The organism is Balneolaceae bacterium (assembly GCA_034521495.1).
Lineage (GTDB): Bacteria > Bacteroidota > Rhodothermia > Balneolales > Balneolaceae > Rhodohalobacter.
In genome coordinates this window covers 16,429-33,659 of record JAXHMK010000010.1, presented here as the reverse complement: position 1 = coordinate 33,659, position 17,231 = coordinate 16,429, and the positions used below count along the sequence as shown (strand labels likewise).

General features: G+C 41.1%; 17 protein-coding genes. 6 read left to right on the top strand and 11 right to left on the bottom strand.

Going from position 1 to position 17,231, the window contains the following annotated elements:
- Window positions 1-298 precede the first annotated feature (298 nt).
- Window positions 299-874, top strand: a complete 576-nt coding sequence (locus tag U5K72_08980) for a hypothetical protein (GenBank protein MDZ7718936.1) — start codon at window positions 299-301, stop codon at window positions 872-874.
- A 75-nt stretch (window positions 875-949) separates the two neighbouring features.
- Here the strand turns inward: U5K72_08980 and U5K72_08975 are convergent, their stop codons facing one another.
- Window positions 950-1,444 (bottom strand): putative metallopeptidase, encoded by a 495-nt coding sequence (locus U5K72_08975; GenBank protein MDZ7718935.1) that lies wholly within the window; start codon window positions 1,442-1,444, stop codon window positions 950-952.
- A gap of 334 nt (window positions 1,445-1,778) precedes the next feature.
- Between U5K72_08975 and U5K72_08970 the strand changes: the two genes are divergently transcribed.
- Window positions 1,779-2,252 carry a hypothetical protein gene (locus tag U5K72_08970; protein MDZ7718934.1) on the top strand — a complete coding sequence of 158 codons (474 nt, stop codon included), beginning with the start codon at window positions 1,779-1,781 and terminating at the stop codon, window positions 2,250-2,252.
- Here the strand turns inward: U5K72_08970 and U5K72_08965 are convergent.
- Both U5K72_08965 and U5K72_08960 read right to left on the bottom strand, forming a co-directional pair.
- Window positions 2,188-2,982, bottom strand: a complete 795-nt coding sequence (locus U5K72_08965; GenBank protein MDZ7718933.1) for a lysophospholipid acyltransferase family protein — start codon at window positions 2,980-2,982, stop codon at window positions 2,188-2,190. The two genes, U5K72_08970 and U5K72_08965, sit on opposite strands and share 65 nt — an antisense overlap.
- 7 nt (window positions 2,983-2,989) lie before the next feature.
- Complete coding sequence (locus tag U5K72_08960; GenBank protein ID MDZ7718932.1) at window positions 2,990-4,636, bottom strand: DEAD/DEAH box helicase; 1,647 nt, start codon at window positions 4,634-4,636, stop codon at window positions 2,990-2,992.
- 832 nt (window positions 4,637-5,468) lie between these two features.
- Between U5K72_08960 and U5K72_08955 the strand changes: the two genes are divergently transcribed.
- Complete coding sequence (locus U5K72_08955) at window positions 5,469-6,221, top strand: FKBP-type peptidyl-prolyl cis-trans isomerase (protein ID MDZ7718931.1); 753 nt, start codon at window positions 5,469-5,471, stop codon at window positions 6,219-6,221.
- Between the two features lie 307 nt (window positions 6,222-6,528).
- Window positions 6,529-7,485 carry a tRNA epoxyqueuosine(34) reductase QueG gene (queG, locus tag U5K72_08950; GenBank protein MDZ7718930.1) on the top strand — a complete coding sequence of 319 codons (957 nt, stop codon included), beginning with the start codon at window positions 6,529-6,531 and terminating at the stop codon, window positions 7,483-7,485.
- Between the two features lie 16 nt (window positions 7,486-7,501).
- On the opposite strand, the gene U5K72_08945 is transcribed toward queG, so the two are convergent.
- The 6 genes from U5K72_08945 to prfA all read right to left on the bottom strand — a co-directional run bounded on the left by U5K72_08945 (window position 7,502) and on the right by prfA (window position 12,758).
- Entirely contained in the window at window positions 7,502-8,512 is a 1,011-nt protein-coding gene (locus tag U5K72_08945; protein MDZ7718929.1) for a TIGR00341 family protein, read from the bottom strand.
- 542 nt (window positions 8,513-9,054) lie between these two features.
- Window positions 9,055-9,774: an SDR family oxidoreductase gene (locus U5K72_08940; GenBank protein ID MDZ7718928.1), complete on the bottom strand. Its 720-nt coding sequence runs from the start codon at window positions 9,772-9,774 to the stop codon at window positions 9,055-9,057.
- Between the two features lie 51 nt (window positions 9,775-9,825).
- Window positions 9,826-10,476, bottom strand: a complete 651-nt coding sequence (locus U5K72_08935) for a 7-carboxy-7-deazaguanine synthase QueE (protein MDZ7718927.1) — start codon at window positions 10,474-10,476, stop codon at window positions 9,826-9,828.
- Window positions 10,469-10,858, bottom strand: coding sequence for a 6-carboxytetrahydropterin synthase (locus U5K72_08930; GenBank protein ID MDZ7718926.1), 390 nt, complete (start codon window positions 10,856-10,858; stop codon window positions 10,469-10,471). The genes U5K72_08935 and U5K72_08930 overlap by 8 nt, the downstream gene beginning before the upstream one ends.
- 121 nt (window positions 10,859-10,979) lie before the next feature.
- Entirely contained in the window at window positions 10,980-11,594 is a 615-nt protein-coding gene (locus tag U5K72_08925) for an inorganic pyrophosphatase (protein ID MDZ7718925.1), read from the bottom strand.
- A gap of 81 nt (window positions 11,595-11,675) precedes the next feature.
- Complete coding sequence (gene prfA / locus U5K72_08920) at window positions 11,676-12,758, bottom strand: peptide chain release factor 1 (GenBank protein ID MDZ7718924.1); 1,083 nt, start codon at window positions 12,756-12,758, stop codon at window positions 11,676-11,678.
- Window positions 12,759-12,983: 225 nt separating this feature from the next.
- Between prfA and U5K72_08915 the strand changes: the two genes are divergently transcribed.
- Both U5K72_08915 and U5K72_08910 read left to right on the top strand, forming a co-directional pair.
- The gene (locus U5K72_08915; GenBank protein ID MDZ7718923.1) at window positions 12,984-14,129 is read left to right on the top strand and encodes a 5-(carboxyamino)imidazole ribonucleotide synthase; all 1,146 of its coding nucleotides are present in this window, start codon (window positions 12,984-12,986) and stop codon (window positions 14,127-14,129) included.
- A 203-nt stretch (window positions 14,130-14,332) separates the two neighbouring features.
- Window positions 14,333-14,953 (top strand): DUF1080 domain-containing protein, encoded by a 621-nt coding sequence (locus U5K72_08910; protein MDZ7718922.1) that lies wholly within the window; start codon window positions 14,333-14,335, stop codon window positions 14,951-14,953.
- A gap of 158 nt (window positions 14,954-15,111) precedes the next feature.
- On the opposite strand, the gene U5K72_08905 is transcribed toward U5K72_08910, so the two are convergent.
- Complete coding sequence (locus tag U5K72_08905) at window positions 15,112-15,405, bottom strand: hypothetical protein (protein ID MDZ7718921.1); 294 nt, start codon at window positions 15,403-15,405, stop codon at window positions 15,112-15,114.
- A 677-nt stretch (window positions 15,406-16,082) separates the two neighbouring features.
- On the bottom strand, window positions 16,083-17,144 hold the full coding sequence (locus U5K72_08900; GenBank protein MDZ7718920.1) for an NAD(P)/FAD-dependent oxidoreductase: 1,062 nt from the start codon (window positions 17,142-17,144) through the stop codon (window positions 16,083-16,085).
- Window positions 17,145-17,231: the final 87 nt, after the last annotated feature.

The following is a 17,231-nucleotide window of genomic DNA, read 5'->3' as shown; positions in this document are numbered from 1 at the left end:
GTCTAAAAAAATGTCATTCTGAACTTGATTCAGAATCTCCTCCCGTTAGTAAAAGCTGGAGATACCGGATCGGAGTCCGGTATGACAAAATCATAGTCATTACGTGTATCTTACATCTTTTTTAGACAGACTCAACACTTCGAGGTCACATACCAGCAACTTCAGAATGTGTGATACCTAATTCTAAAAAATAGACACTGCATTAAAAGCAATTGTTCTTATATTTGATCGGGTTTACTGTTTTAATCGTAAATCCTTATCATGGAAACAATCCCAATAGATTTGAACGAAGTCAGACATGCAACAACCATCAACAACTAAAAAGATCTCTTATAACGATAAAGAAGTTTCATCGATCATTGATAATCTGGATGATATCAATCTTGAATCCTCCTACTATCTGATGCTCGTGGTCGGCCCCTACAAAGAGGCCAGAGAAGATTTATTGCCAAGAGTTGAAAGAAAAGTTGGCATGTACAAAGAGTTTGATCTGCGTGATATTATCCTGTTAAATGAGGAGAAATGCTACAAAAAAATTGACGAACTGTTTAGTTCTATCGAAGAAAATAAAAAAAGTCTGCTTTTCAGACATGGCGATGCACTCGCCGGAGAGTACACTGGTTTTACTTATTCTAATACTCGTTATGCTACTCCACAGGAAAAATACCTGCTCAAGAAAATTATTAACAGCGAAAAATTTGTAGTGATAGAGTTCGAAGATTTAGACAGCATCGACAAAACACTCGAGCGTTATGCCCAAACCACAATTATCTGCGACAAACCTACTTCAATGATGGGTAAATTTTTCTGGAGGCTCAAGCAGATTCACGTTCACGGGCATACCTTTTCAAATAAGCGTCCTAAAACAGCATAGCAGTTTTTTGCAAGACACAATATAACCCGTCTGACCGCTTTGAGCGGGCTGACGGGTAAGCCCTAATAACTTATCTTACACACTCACTTTCCCTTCTTGACGCGGATCTAAATCATAGAGCGAGGAAACGGTTGCCTGAATCGTCTTGTACCATTCGTTTCCATATTTGTCATTGATCTCGTAATAATCGGCAAAATCTGGTTTGCGAATCTTCATCTTCCACTCTTGGTTTTTTGCTTTAAAAACAGGGTCTATATGAAGTAACTGGTGATACAAAAGCATCTTCTTTGTGTCGTCGTCCAGCATATCCCAAAGTTCACCCGAAACCTCAACCAGGTAATCATTCCCGGAATAGTGTTTTACCTCACGGGTTGACTTAACACATTTTGCAGCTCTCTGTTTAGAAATGTTTGGATAGACTAATAAAAAACCAATTTGTGCCGGGCCAATATCAATTTGATGCGTTTCGAGTACTTCAGAAGCCAGTTTCTCCATCTCGGGGGCTTCCATCAACTCTTTTCCGCTTAGCTTGATCTCTCCGGTTGGATCTAAATAGTCATTTTGAGCCATAAATATTGTCTGTAAATTTTTTGATGATATTTGATTTTATCGAAGGCAAAAATATACAAAAGATCTCTTTGAATCCCTTCGGTATTTCATCGCTTTTTTGTTTAAGATAATCGTCTGCCGAATGAACTCCGCGCCTGCCGATTGCTTCTTTCGGCTGGCGAATACCGATGCCCTTCATCATCCATTAAAGTACCTGAGTCATCCGATGAGTATTTGTGGCAAATTTAAAAATCCAGGCTATCTCACTCATCGGATGACTGATTCTGATTTCATTTCATAACAAATAACGCTATTATTCTAAAAGAAGTAGATATCAAATTAAACTAAAATTGCTATGAAAAAGAGTCTTCTGGGTAGCTTAATTGGAATAAGCATAATTTTTAGTATCGATTCACTATCAAGAGTAATAATCTCCCTGTATGAAAATGAAGATATTTTGATGTTTTCTTACAGCCTTTACTCCGGTTTCTGGCCTGTTCTGCTTGTGGCAATCGCTGCATTTAGTACTTTTTTCGGAGCGATGTTTGCCCTCAGTTATGGACGCGAAAAACGTGTTTTTTCTCTCATTATTTTCATCTTGTTTGCCGGGCTCTACAGATATGGTCAGATTGTTATTCTTGATGATACAGAAGGACTTCTTTTTCCGGTCATTGCCCTCGTGCTCTCACTGATCAGTATTTTCCTGGCCTGGAAACTAATCGGCCGGTCTAAATCCAAAGATAATCAGGATAAATCCGAACCACCTATCTCTCCGCAGAAGCACCACCACCCTGCCGGAGACGACCGGCGGCATAATCAACCTCAGTAACATCCACGCCTCTCCATTCGGCTAATTGTTCTGCCATTCGGGTTCGAACCGTTTGCATCAGCAATGGGGAATCTCCTTTTTTATATTCATCCGTCGCTATCGGCTCCAAAACCTTGAGTTTCACATGAACGTCTTTCTCAAACACCCACGATTGTTTAGGCAGGCATCCCTGTGTACCATCCAGAACAAGTGGCAAGATCGGTTTATTTTCACGAATAGCAAGATCAAATGCTCCGCTGGCAAACCGGGTTAAATTACCGGACCTGGATCGTGTTCCCTCCGGGAAAAAAATCACCGAAATATTTCTGTCGAGATAATAGTTACATCTCTTAAAAACCATCAGTGCTTGTTTTTTTTTACCCCGGGAAACAGGAATATCACCGGCCAGCTTCATCATCCAGCCAAGAATGGGAAGGTCAAATAGCTCCCTTTTAGCCACCCACTTCATTTCCCACGGCAGATTCGAAATCACGGGGATATCCGCGTTCGACATATGATTGCTCACAATTACATAAGGATGGCGATCATCAATCTTCGTATCTCCCTCAATAGAGATCTTCCAATTTGGGTTCACCCGCGAGATAAACAGTCCCAGTTTCCGAAACATCCGGCCGGTTCTGTATCGGCCGGGATCGCGGTCAAACAAGTAGATAACAGCAAGCAACGGCAACCAAAAAATCACCAACAAGCTTATTGCTATCCATATGATGACTGAGGCCAGGTGTTGCATGTTTAAATCAGTTACTTCTGATTTTCGGAATGAAGCTTTTAATAATTCCCCAAACACCTTTTGCCGGCTTTCGGGCTCTCTTGTTTCTGTCAACTGCTTTTTCAATCACCGGCGGCAGGTTAATATCCTTAGTTTCCTTCCGCATCTTTTTCGGTGCAGCCTGTTCCTTACCCTTTGATTCCTCTTTTTTACTTGATATGGAATCTCGTGAGTATCTCTTTTGCTGCCGTCCAGATTGATTTTGAGATTGCTTCTCATCTTCTCCTTTCCCGGCCTTTTGCCGTTCTTCTGATTCCTGGGGTTGATTCGACTTGTTTTCTCTCTCTGAACGCTTTTTTTGATCCGATTTCTGTTGATTCGACTTATCCTCGGAAGGTTTCTGATCTTTCTTTTTTTCTCCTCGGGTTGGTCTTGGTGGAAGATCTTCTCGTTTCGTGCGTTTCGAAGATGGAGTTGTATCCTTCTTCTCTTGTTTCTCCTGTTTTAGGTCTTCTTTTTCTTTTTGAAAATGATTTTCCCAAGAAAAGTCTTCAGGATTTTTAAACTGATTGGGAACATCCAGTTTTTTGATCGAATTTTCTTTAATCTTGTCTATATCCCCGAAGGTTCTACGATCACGCGTGGTTATAAAGGTAATTGCAATCCCGGATTTATCGTACCGGGCTGTTCGTCCAATTCGATGCACATAATCATCCGTTGTGTTGGGTACATCATAATTGATAATGATAGATACCTCTTTAATATCTATACCCCGCGCCAGGACATCTGTGGCCACAATAATAGGTACTTGCTTATTTTTGAATGCTGATAACGCTTTGTTCCGTTCATCCTGTGAGCGGTCCCCATGGATACTGGCTGCTTTCATTCCCTCTTTCTTCAATAGTCTCTGTAACTCATCAGTCCCTTTTTTGGTAGATGTGAAGATAATGCAGGAGTCCCATTCCAGCTGATCGAAAATCCCCTTTACAAGTGGAATTTTCTGATGGCTTTTCAAAAAATAAGCTCTCTGTTCAACATTAGCAGACGGCTTGGCTCTTTCAATTTCTACCGTTTGTGGATTCTTCATAATTGAGGAGGCAAGCCGCTCAATTTCGGTAGGCATTGTTGCTGAAAACAGTAATGTTTGCCGTTTCTCTGGCAGCCAACTTATAATTTTTTTCATATCCGGCAGGAAACCCATATCAAGCATCCTGTCGGCCTCATCCAGAACAAGGTACTCCAGGTTTGAAAAGTCGATATTTACAACCCTGTTTTGGTCAAGAAGGCGGCCGGGAGTGGCTATAATAATATCCACACCGGCTTTCAGGGCTTTGGCCTGAACAGAAAAATCACTCCCGCCAATTACAGTTGCAGATGTAATTCCGGCATGGTAACCGATCGCAAAAATATGTTCGTCAATCTGTTTGGCCAACTCACGGGTGGGACTCAGGATTAACGCCTTCACTCCCTGCCTCTCACTTTGCAGTACCCGTTCCATAATGGGTATCACAAAAGCACCGGTTTTTCCGGTACCTGTTTGTGCAATTCCGATAACGTCTTTTCCATCCGTAATAAGGGGTATTGATTTTTCCTGGATGGGGGTAGGCTCTTCGAATCTCAGGTCTCTCAAACCTGCTAAAAGAGAATCTGATAAATTAAATTCAGTAAACTTCAAATGGTCAATATCTAAATTTGTGAAAAATTATTTTCTATAACCCTATAATATAAGCAAGTTCAAGCCAATATATTATCAATTCTCCCAAATCGGTGAGAGGGGTATTCTAAAATTTTTATGTTAAAGAGGGCTTTGCAAAACCGTGGCTACTGGTCAATCTGAACTCGATTCAGATTCTCCATTCGTCTTTATAGCCTATATCTGGAGATCCTGAATCAAGTTCAGGATGACGGTCAGAGTTTTGCAAAGCCTTCCTAAAGTCTGTACCCTGCACAGAGAATTCCACTCACCGGCCATGGCCTAATAAAAAAAGAGAGCTGCCTTTTTGTAAACAGGTGCTCCTGCGCTAGAGAAGTTACCCCGAAATTTTAAGTTTAAGTATACTAAAGTATTAAATAACAGTAGTTTAATACATTTAACAAGTGGAAATGGTGATTTTGGGAAAATAACCGACCTTGAATAGTTGGCGGGAAAAAGGACAACGAGAGAACCGTGAGAAGAATCCTTTCATACCGGCGAGGAGCGAAATTTAAGGGCTGAAAACCTGATGGACCATTGAAAGGATTCCACGGTGAACTCGTGTCCGCCGCCAAGTATTCACAGTCTAATAGATTTTTTCGTTCTTTTGTATCAAGACAAAAGGACATACAACATGCAATAAGTTTACACTTTCAATAATGGGGTAAGTCCTCTCCTGCACTATTCTTCCATCCGGGATATTAGCTCTCCCTAAAAATGGGGTAAGTCCTCGAAATGGTGATTCTTTTCAATAGGTTGAAAAAAGTTTACCTTAAGGCATCATTAATCCAAAAAAAACCTATTACACTACTGTATGAAAAATCTACATTTTGCGGCTATTATACTAATTAGCTCGTTGGTTCTGTTTTCCGCCTGCAACAGCTACGAGCAGAGAGCTTCAGAAGATCTCTCAACAAAAATGGACTCCTTAAGTTACAGCTTCGGATATCTACAAGGCAATAGCCTCTCCAGTGAGGGGATTCACGATGTTGACATTCAAAATTATGTTGCCGGTCTACAAACGGGGTTAGACACAACTGATACATCTGTAGCTATTGACAACATGGCAATGCAAACTCTCATTCAAACCTACCTGCAAGAGCTTGAAATGAACAGGCAAGCACAGGCTGAGGAGGAAGCGGGAGTAAACAGAGAACGCGGACAAGCTTTCCTCGAAGAAAACCTCCAAAACAGTGATGTAATGGAAACCGAATCAGGTCTCCAGTATCGTGTTCTTGAAGAAGGCGATGGCGATAGTCCAACTGCAGAAGATCGGGTTCAGGTTCATTACGAAGGACGTTTGCTTTCAGATGAAGTGTTTGATAGTTCATATGAACGAGGTCAGCCGGCTACTTTTCCACTCAATCGTGTTATTCCCGGCTGGACTGAAGGATTACAGTTGATGGAAGAAGGCGCCAAATATAGATTCTTTATCCCCGGCGAGCTTGCATACGGTGCGAATCCTCCGCAGGGAAGTCCGATTCCTCCGGGAGCCGTACTCATTTTTGATGTGGAGCTGCTCGAAGTAAATCCAGAACCTCAGCAACAACAGCTTCAGCAACAGTAATTTATTTCATAATTCAGTCTCGTCTGACCGTTGTATTTTCGGACTCACGAGTTTAAAAGTTGCCAAGGCATCCATCAGACGGTAAAACCAGCCGTCTGATGGATTTTCAAAAAATACTTTTTCTTCTATTTTAAATCGCGCAATTATTTAATGGGTTGCGCGATTTTTTTATGTTACTATTGATGTTTGGTCTGCGATAGTTGACAAAGACCTGTCTGGTTTTTTCATCTCTGTTCTAACGCTAAATTTAAGATTTAAAGAAACCCGACAGATCTCTTTGATATTTTCTACTTAACACCTCACTACAATGGATATTCACGCACTCACAAATAAGGTTCGGCTGAAATCTTTTGAACTGGGTTTTGACCAGTGTGGGTTTGCCAAAGCTGGTCCTCTTGATCCCGAGGCTTTTCGTCTTGAACAGTGGCTTAACCAAAATCTACATGGAACGATGGGATGGATGGAAAACTACTTCGATAAACGTGTAGATCCCACCATACTGGTTCCCGGTGCCAAAAGTGTGGTAAGCGTTCTGGCAAGTTATCGTTTTAAAGAAAATGAAGAACACGACCGGGAAACCGATCAACCTAAAATTGCCAAATATGCACGGGGGCGTGATTATCATAAGACATTTAAAAACCGGCTTAAGAAACTTTTTTTCTATACCAAAGAGTTAACGGGAGATATCAACGGCCGCTTTTTTGTGGATTCCGCACCGGTGATGGATAAAGCATGGGCAAAACGAGCCGGACTGGGCTGGATGGGGAAGAACAGCAATTTGTTGAATAAAACATATGGTTCTTTTTTCCTGATTGGTGAAATGATTGTGGATATTCCCTTTGTGTATGATGCTCCTCAAACCGATCACTGCGGAAGTTGTACACAATGTATTGATGCCTGCCCTACAGATGCTATTCATGAACCCTATCGGATCGACAGTAACCGATGTATTTCTTACCTGACGATTGAGCTAAAAGAGCAGATGCCCGACGAGTTTGAAGATCAGCTTGGCGACTGGGCATTCGGCTGCGATATTTGCCAGGATGTATGCCCCTGGAATCGAAAAGCAAAATATGGTCACATAAACGATCTAAAACCACGCGAACAGGTTTTACACCCGCCAAAGAGATGGACTGATCTTAAGGAAGAGGAGTTTGAGGATATTTTTGAGGGGAGTGCTGTCCGACGCGCCGGTTACAAACGTTTTACCGAAAATGCCAGTCGTGTGGAAAATCACAAGAAAGAATTTGCAAAACAGATCTGAGTTCTTCCCAATTATATCAGTTTAGAATTATGAGCAGACTCAGAATCAGAAGTAAAACAGCCCAGAGAGCAAACGCAATTTTATTGATTTTTTTTGCCTTTTTAGCTTTATACCAGCTTCGGGGACTCACACCCTGAACGGCAAATGTTGCAACCGCTGCAAGGTTCACACAGATAATATTAGTCGTTAACAGTAAAAACGAATAATATGCCAAAGAAAATTGCATATCCCCGATTAGCAGTCCGGCTGATACCAGTGGTGGTAATAAAGCAACTGCTACCATAACCCCAATAACTGCAGCCGACATACCAATGGTATAAGCCAACACACCGGCCGCGCCTGACGCAAGGGCAAGTGCAATATCAGAAAGCTGTACATCGGTTCGGCTCGCAATTTCATATACCGATGCATCAACAGTCAAAAAAATTCCCATTAGGACAGACAGAAAAAACGCCACAGTTATTCCAGTCACATTGGTTTTCAATGATTTTATAAAAAGTTTTGAATCTCCTAAAGTTGTTGATAGTGCCAAGGCAACATTTGGTCCTAAAAGGGGGGCAATTACCATCGCGCCGATTACCACAGCCACACTATCCCGAAGCATTCCAAGTGCAGCAACTATGGTTGAAAAAGTGACTAATGCAATATAAACCGGCGTAAGATTAACTGCATCGGAGATTTCGTTGTAGAGTTCTTCCCGGCTAACCCTGACACCGCGAAATGGTTCCTGCTCCTCTTCTTCATCTTCTTTTCCCTGTTTCTCTTCTTCCTCTTCATCTTCTTCTACACGCGGCAGAGTGGCCTCAACATCCTGCATGACCAGTCTGTACCTATCATCATTCCCCATCAATTGTTCGGCATTATCAAGGAAACTTTCTGTTTTATTGGCATCCACCAAAGCCTTTAACAGATATCCACTATCCGATTCTTCATTCCAATAGTGTTCAACCGAATTGTCATTCAAAAGTTCTTTAAAATCTTCCCTTGCATCTTTTGGGACAATCACCTCAATTTGTCTGATAGGCATCTTGCATCAAAATTTATAAAATGTTCAGTTCCTTTATTCAAATGTAATCATAAATAAATTGTACGTCATTCGTTATCCAAAAAATTTCAAAACACGGCACTTTTTTAATATTAAAAACATCTAATATAAAAAGTGCGTCTCCATCTATATATTAAAAAGAGATTTAAAATACAGTTTATTGGTTGATGCAGGTGAGAGGTGATGTTGATGAAATTATCAACAGAAACTGAAAAACCCGGCTATCAACCGGGCTTTTCTACTACGTTGGCTTTTTCGGGGTACAACAAGTAATATCTGGGTCGATATTACTACGTTATATACATGAACTTTTTCAATTTGTTCCCTTTCTAAGAAGTTTTTAAAATTAAAAAATTTTAATCTTATTAGAAAGAGTTAAAACCAGAATTTTCACGGGTTTTTAGCTTAGCTCTCCCCTGTTTTTTCATTGCTTATACCAAAAATATCAACCTTACAAACAGTTGAAAAATGTAAACTTGAGCATACTGGCTGAGATTTTGATAATGAATTTCTCATCCGGTCTCTTACATTGCAGGAACTCTTCCGTGTTGCGGCTGAATTAAAATCTCTTCAACAACACTTCTCGATGAGAGTTCTGAAATTGTAACTAATAAAGACGCAACATCTGTCGGGTTAATAAGGCGTTCCGGGCTCATGTCTGATTCGTCCCACGAGGTTGAATGAGTTTGTCCGAGATTAATAGCTGTAACAGCAATATCTGTTTTCTTCAACTCCTCCCTGAGTGAGCGTGTATAGCCAAGAAGTGCATGTTTCGAGGCTGAATAGGCGCCGCTGTCCGCCAATCCCCTTAATGCGCCCACAGAACAAATATTTATAATCAATGCCCGGTCTTCTTTACGCAGATCCGGTAAAAATCGTTTGATAATGTTTACGGCGGCAAAAAGATTAACATTCACTTCGTAGCGGAACTCTTTATCTGTAGTATCTGCCAGTGTCTTGTACAGATAACTACCGGCATTATTAATGATAATTCCAGGCTGCGGAAAGTTTTCTGGCATCTGAAGATTTAAAACATCTTCCATATTGGTAGCATCACAAACCAATACTTCAACTTGATTGGCTCCGGCTTCTTCACATAAAAGTTTTGTTTGTTTAAGATTTTCTTCGTTTCGGGCTAAAAGCAGGATAGGCCGTCGGGTAGATGCTGAATATGTAATGGCAATACTTCTGCCAATTCCCTGGCTTGCCCCTGTTATGAGGACAGATGATTCTTTATAACTCATGATTTAAACTTCGTCGTTGCTTTCAAATGTCTTGTCAGTAACCAATAAAAACTATGGAACATTCAGATATTTGTGTGTTTGCAGACTTATTCCCCACTCGGGATTTTTCTTCACATAGTCTACAATAAGATCAATGGATGACGGAGTATCCCACTCGGGTTGAAGCAGAAGTTTTGCATTATCCGGACATTTTTTTGCGTTGAGCTCAGCCCATTCAATGTCTTTATTTTTTAGGACTACTATTTTTAACTCATCTACATATGGAAACACTTCATCCAAAGGTTTTTTGAATCGCTTTGGTGATAATGTAATCCAATCCAGATGACCAGAAAGCGGTGAAGATCCACTTGTTTCGATATGCACGTTAAGCCCGTGGTCTTTCAGTCGAACCGTTAATGGCTCCAGGTTATGCAGCAAAGGCTCCCCGCCTGTAATTACGGCAAATGAAGCTCCACTCTTTACGGCCCGGGAAACAATCTCTTTCGTTTTAATTTTAGGATGCTTGCTTTCATCCCAACTGTCTTTTACATCACACCACCAACACTGAACATCACACCCGGCCAATCGGATAAAGTATGCAGGTTTGCCCGTATGTGCACCCTCCCCCTGGATGGTGTAAAAATCTTCCATCAGCGGATATTCAATCTCATCAAATGCAGATACAGATCGCTTTTTAAGTTTTTGATCTTTTGTGCTATACATCTTTATCAGTGTATTCTACCCAACTCGTATCTGTTTCCCAGACAGTTACAGTCAATTCAATGCCATCGGGAATTTTAGATTGGGTTTCTTTATGGATATACTCTGCAATTCGCTCTGCAGTGGTTGGAACAGTTACTTCTTCATTCAAAACAGTATGATCCAACCCCCCTTTTTTGCCGTCATTAGCTGCCCATTTCAGCTCTTTAAAATCGCAAACCATGTCAGCCGATTGTAAATATTTCGACGGATTAAGTTTATGCGACTTTGCTGCAATACGAACCTTATAGGTATGGCCATGCATGCGGCCACACTTTCCATCATACCCATCAATAAAGTGAGCTGCATCAAACTTAAATTCTGTATGTAGTGTCCACGTTGGCATGAAAAAAACCTGAATCAAATATCAAAATTTATATAGCTTGGAAAGATAAGGAATTTTATATAGCTCCGCAGAGTTAGGCTCAGACTTTCAGCAACTCTACCTTCATCGAATAGCAGGAGTTTTATTCACCAAACATATCAATGTAATCATCCACTGAGGCGGAGATCACTTTTGTAGCTTCATCTTTATCATACACCCGATCAACAAATACATCTGTCTCTTTTTTTCCCGGAACCAGTTTATATGTACCAAAGTAGTGTCGTAATCTCTCGATCAGAACATCCGGAAGATCAGTCACATTTTCGATATCGGTATAATAGCTGTCATTGTCCAGTACAGAGATAATCTTATCATCTGCCTCGCCATGATCAATCATGTGCAAACCTCCCACAACCCTGGCGCTCAAAATTACCTCCGCCCTGTCGATCGGGCGTTCACTGAGAACACAGATATCCAGCGGGTCTCCATCTCCCTTTTCGGTATGTTTTGACAGCGAGCCGATCCTATCACCACAGTACGTTCGCGGAATAAAACCATAGAGTGAAGGCGGCATCGATGAACTTCGCTGCGGACGGTCTACCCGCATATAGCCGGTCATTTTATCTACTTCATATTTAATAGCATCAAAAGAGGTGACCTCAATAAAGGCGTTTACGGTATGTGGTGCATCGTCACCGATTTCTAAACCGTGCCAGGGATGAGGTCTCCATCGAAAAAAAGGATTGGGAAAATTCACGTTTTTGTGTGTTGTATGTGGTTCGTGGTTTGTTGGATTCGTAATCCGTCAGATCGCTTTGAGCGGTCAGACGAATATAAGTTAATCCATTATTGCATTTAGTTTTTCCAGGTTTTCTTCAACTCGCAGTGCCTTAATCACATCATCAATGTTGCCTTTTAAAATATCATCAAGATTATAAAGAGTCAGGTTGATACGGTGATCGGTCAGGCGGCCTTGCGGAAAATTATAGGTTCGAATTTTTGCACTTCTGTCTCCGGTTGAGACCTGGCTTTTGCGGTCCGCCGCACGCTCGGCCCGGATTTTTTCCATCTCCATATCGTAGAGTTTGGTTTTCAGCATTATCAGGGCCTTCTCTTTGTTTTGGTGTTGCGACCGCTCCTGCTGACATTCCACAACAACTCCGCTTGGTTCGTGCGTTAAACGAATGGCTGAATCGGTCTTGTTCACGTGCTGACCTCCTGCCCCGCTGGCGCGAAATGTATCAACCCGAACATCATTCATATCGATGTTGATCTCTACATCATCATTCACTTCCGGGAGAACTGCCACAGTTGCCGCCGATGTATGAACGCGTCCTTGTGATTCAGTCTCAGGCACTCGCTGCACACGATGTACACCGCTCTCGTATTTCATTTTTCCATAAACCTCATTTCCGGAAAGCTCAAAAACAATCTCCTTAAATCCACCCTTCTCACTTTCGGCAACAGACAAAATATTTTGCTTCCATTTTTGAGTTTCTGCGTATCGCCGATACATATCAAAAAGATCTCCTGCAAACAGGGCGGCTTCATCTCCGCCGGTACCGGCCCTGATTTCAATAATACAGTTTTTGGAGTCATCGGGATCTTTGGGAATCAGCTTCATTTTGATCGCTTCTTCAAGATCCTCCAACTGTTGCTTTAATTCCTTGATCTCCTCCCTGGCCATCTCCGTTATTTCGGCATCATCATCCATCTCAATAAGCTCTTCATTCCCCGAAATCTGCTTGGTGATTGATTTCCAGGTATCAAAATCTTCTACTAATTCTTTGAGCTGTGTATGTTCTTTTGTCAACTCTGCGTACTCCTGTGGACGATCATAGATAGCCGGATCGGCCATAGCCTGGGTAATCTCTTCGTAGCGCTCTTTAACCTGTTGTAGTTTTCCTTCTAAATCCATTATTGTTGTTACTGCTGATTTTATCTAAAGATAGAGAATTTGATGGTGATCTTTGGAATCGAATTTTATATCGATTGGGGATTGTGGAATGAGGTATGCGGAGAGTGGACATTCTAAATTAAACTAAATTTGAGTTCCGCTCTCCTCACTCCACAATCCGCATTTCACATACCTACCTTTTCAGCTTTAAAATCAATACCTTTTTGAAAAATTGAAATCAACACAACTATGAAAAACCCACTATCTTCGAACTTTGTACTTGGATTTTTAGGAGCCGGACAACTTGCGCGAATGTCATCTCTGCAAGCCTTTCGTTATGGAATGCAGGTAGCGGTTTTTTCGGATCGGCCGGAAAATGAGCCCGTACAATTTATGACACCTCACTCCTACAGCGGATCTTTCGATGATGTGAAATCGATGATTGAATTTGCCCGAACCTGCGATGTAATGACGCTTGAAAATGAGTTTATTGACTCAGCTGTGCTCTCAGAGCTTCAAAAAATCTCAGGAACACCCATCTACCCTTCACCCAAAAGTTTCTCCCTGATTGAAAACAAATTGATTGAGAAGCAGACATTCGAAGATGCAGGAATTCCCGTTACACCATATGCAATTGTAAAATCTAAAGATGACCTGAAAGCTTTCGGAAATAAGCATGGATGGCCCTACCTCTTAAAATCATCGAAAGGTGGATATGATGGATATGGAAATGAAACGGTTGAAAATACAGACCAGGCACTGAAAGCATTCGAAAATTTGGGTGGAAATAAAGGACGGGATATCCTGGCAGAAGCGTTTGTTGATTTTACTCATGAACTTGCTGTTCAAGTTGCCCGAAATGAAACAGGCCATGTTGTTTACCCATGCTGCGAAACAGTCCAGGAAAATCATATTTGTGTAGCCGTCAAATCACCTGCCCCGGTTAAAGAATCCGTTCAAAAACGTGCGCAGGAGTTAGCAGTTACAGCCACTGAAGCGATCGATGCCAAAGGGATCTTTGCCTTTGAATTTTTCCTGACCACATCTGGTGATGTATTGCTAAACGAATCCGCACCACGCCCCCATAATTCAGGGCACTATACCATTGAAGGCTGTATCACCTCGCAATTTGAGAACCATGTAAGAGCTGTTTGCGGTTTGCCTTTGGGTGATCCGGGACTCATTAAACCCGCCGTGGCGATGATTAACTTACTGGGTACACAGAAAAGAGATGCTCAGATAGATCATACTGAAAAAGCAGTAGCTGAATCAAACGGACACCTCCACTTCTATGGAAAGTTAGACAGCAAAGTTGGCCGAAAAATGGCTCATTATACTCTGTTGGGTGATGATCTGGAGAAGATATATCAAAGCAAAGATGTGACCAGACAATGAAATCTAAATTTGATCTTTTACAGGTTCAGCATATTTCCGAGTAGCAGGGACCTTCAGTTGCAGAAACCGTTAAATAGTGTCTCTAAAGACCCGTCGTTTAATCAAAAAATCTTAAAAAAACTTAAAACTTTTTCCATCTTTCTTTCTTTACATTTTTCGCTCTATCTTTATAGACAAATAAAAATTTAACCGAACAACTCATCATGAAAATACTCACTCATTTTTTCCTGCTGCTTACACTATTGCTCACAACAGCTCACGCTCAATCAAATGGCGATTGGATCACTCTTTTCGACGGCGAAACTCTGAATAACTGGGCAGCCGCCGAAAACCCGGAAACATTTTCAATCGAGGATGGGATGATTGTAGTTGATGGGCCACGAGCTCACCTCTTTTACAACGGTCCGGTCGAAAATCACAACTTTGATGATTTTGTCTTTAAAGCCGATATCATGACGATGGAAAATGCCAATTCAGGCATCTTTTTTCACACCCAATACCAGGAAGAAGGCTGGCCGGCTCACGGGTATGAAGCACAGATCAATAACTCTTATGACCCGGATCCGCGGCGAACGGCCAGTTTATACAGTGTGGATGATAACACGGAAATCACCTTTCCTGATAACGAGTGGTTTACCATGACGATACGGGTGGAAGGACAGCACATTACAATTTCGGTGAATGACCAGGTAATTACAGATTACACCGAACCGGAAGATGTGGATCGAGGAACGAATGTTCTTTCAAGCGGAACATTTGCACTGCAGGGGCATGATCCGGACAGCAAAGTGTATTTTAAAAATATAAGAGTGAGACCTTTGTAAGGCATCACTCTTTTTATTCGAGGGCTTTGCAAAACCGTGGTTATTGGTCAATCTGAACTCGATTCAGATTCTCCATTCGCCTTTATAGCCAGTATCTGGAGATCCTGAATCAAGTTCAGGATGACGGGCAGAGTTTTGCAAAGCCTTCTATTCATTTTTTAAACGTTCCTGAGATGATTTTTTAACCAGAGACGTACTTCCTTCCGTGTCATATCTTCATTTTTTAACTCGTCGCGAAGTAATCTCTCAATTTCTAAAGCATCTGCTTTTTCCAGGACTTCATTCTCCTCGGAATATTCATTTATAAAATCCAGAACTTCATCACCTTCATGACGTCTGAATAGTTTACTGTCGGTCTCACTATCCGTAGAAGTTTCTGTACGAGGTATATCTGCCGGACCTGTTTTCCAATTGTAATCGTATTTTAAATCTGATCTGTCTAATAATGGCATAATATCATCAGTTTTATTTCACTATCATTCACTTTTAAAAAAACAATTATTAGATGGTCAGTGTTTCTTCAGACATTTTTATGATAAACTGACTTATATTTTATTCTTCATTTTACACATCTAACTTATTCAACTATAAGTCGAGTAGCCAAGGGGAATTTCACCCCGATGAAACATCCTGGAATGGAGAATCTCCTTAAATTTACATTAGGTAGAATGGAATGCCAGTAAATCACCAAGACACAATATATTTTTCGTGTCTTTGTATTTTAGTGGCCTTCATAGTAAACTTTTTACCAAACTCATTTGGTGAGTTTTCACGATTTGAATTTATCGGCCCATCCTTCTTCAAAACCACCAAATCCCCTCAGCTGGCGCAAGTGTTAAGCGAAGCGTCACTTGTGCCCCTTTCCCTTTGCACAAAAGCTTGGGGCATAGTTTCGAAGAGCTTGATTTCTGATTGGAGATTTTTGATTTATGATATTCGATCTGATTTTTAAAATCACATATCATCTTTGATCCAAAGGCCTCTTTACTCCTTCTCAACTTTAACCTGGTCTTTTATAGAAGTTGCTCAATATATTTATCCATGGCTTTTTATAGTATGAATCGTTCTTTGCTAATCAACAGTAAATCATACGCCGGTTATACTCAAGACCGCCAGGCATCTCTCATAATCAGGAAAGAATTTGTTTTAGTTGCCGGATTGTACGGCGGGAACTTTCTACAACACCATCCATATAGCCTGGAAATTCAGTTGCCGTTTCAGATCCTGCAATCAGTAGTCGATTATCAAAAAGTGGTTCTTGGAATCTTATGTGACCATTGTTTTGATGGGGTATAATATGCTGTTCGTATTTGCTGTAGGAAAAGGACTCTTTTTGCCAAACTAATTCCCGGTAGGATCGATAGCTGTCAACCTTATCTCCATAAAATCGGCGGAGCTGTTCCATGACTAACTGTTTTCGTTGATCACGAGCTACCGCATGGTAGGCATTGTTCATAAATCCTTTAAGAGCAAAATAGGTGCTATCAGAATGATCGTACATTTCATTAACAGGTCCCACATTGCTGAAGATTGTGCCACTGGACTCCGGATTTCGCCAAAAGGGTTTATCAAACGTCATCGCAATTTTTATCGAATCGGCCATCCAAGTGTGTGTCTGTGAAGCGATATCTGTAAACTTTTCAGGTAGAGAGGGAGAAAAATCAATACTATCGACCAAAAGCTTAGGGGGCAGTGTACTGATAATATAATCAGCCTTAAAAAAATCGCTTTCAGTTTTAATTTCTAACTTCGTACCGGTTTTCCGAATAGTTTTTACTGTTTGACCTGAATGAATTTGGTCTGGATTAAGACTGTTGGCCAATTTTTGAATGATCCTGTCTGTGCCACCCTCAATCCGATAACTCGGTTCATCATTAGGAGGCAACTCCACAAGCTGCGGTGGTGAAACCGACATGGGCTCATAGTATGCTTTATCTCCCATATACTGCTGGTAAATGTCAATATCTAATTCATCCAGTAATTGCAACAAATTCCGATGTTTTTTACCCAACCAGGTGGCTCCCATCTCAATAGGAGGCTCATGATCTGATCTTAATGTATAAATGCGTCCGCCCAACCGGTTCCTGGCTTCCAGAATTTGAGATTTTCTTACTCCTTCTTTTTGGAGCCAATAAGCTATAAGCAGACCAGAAAAGCCTCCACCAATGATGACAATTTCAGGGGTTTTCATAAGAGTATTTTGGATTTAAATCTTGAAAAGATGCCAAAAGTAAAGAATCGATTTTGTTGATACAACCGTTCATAACTATGAGGACTT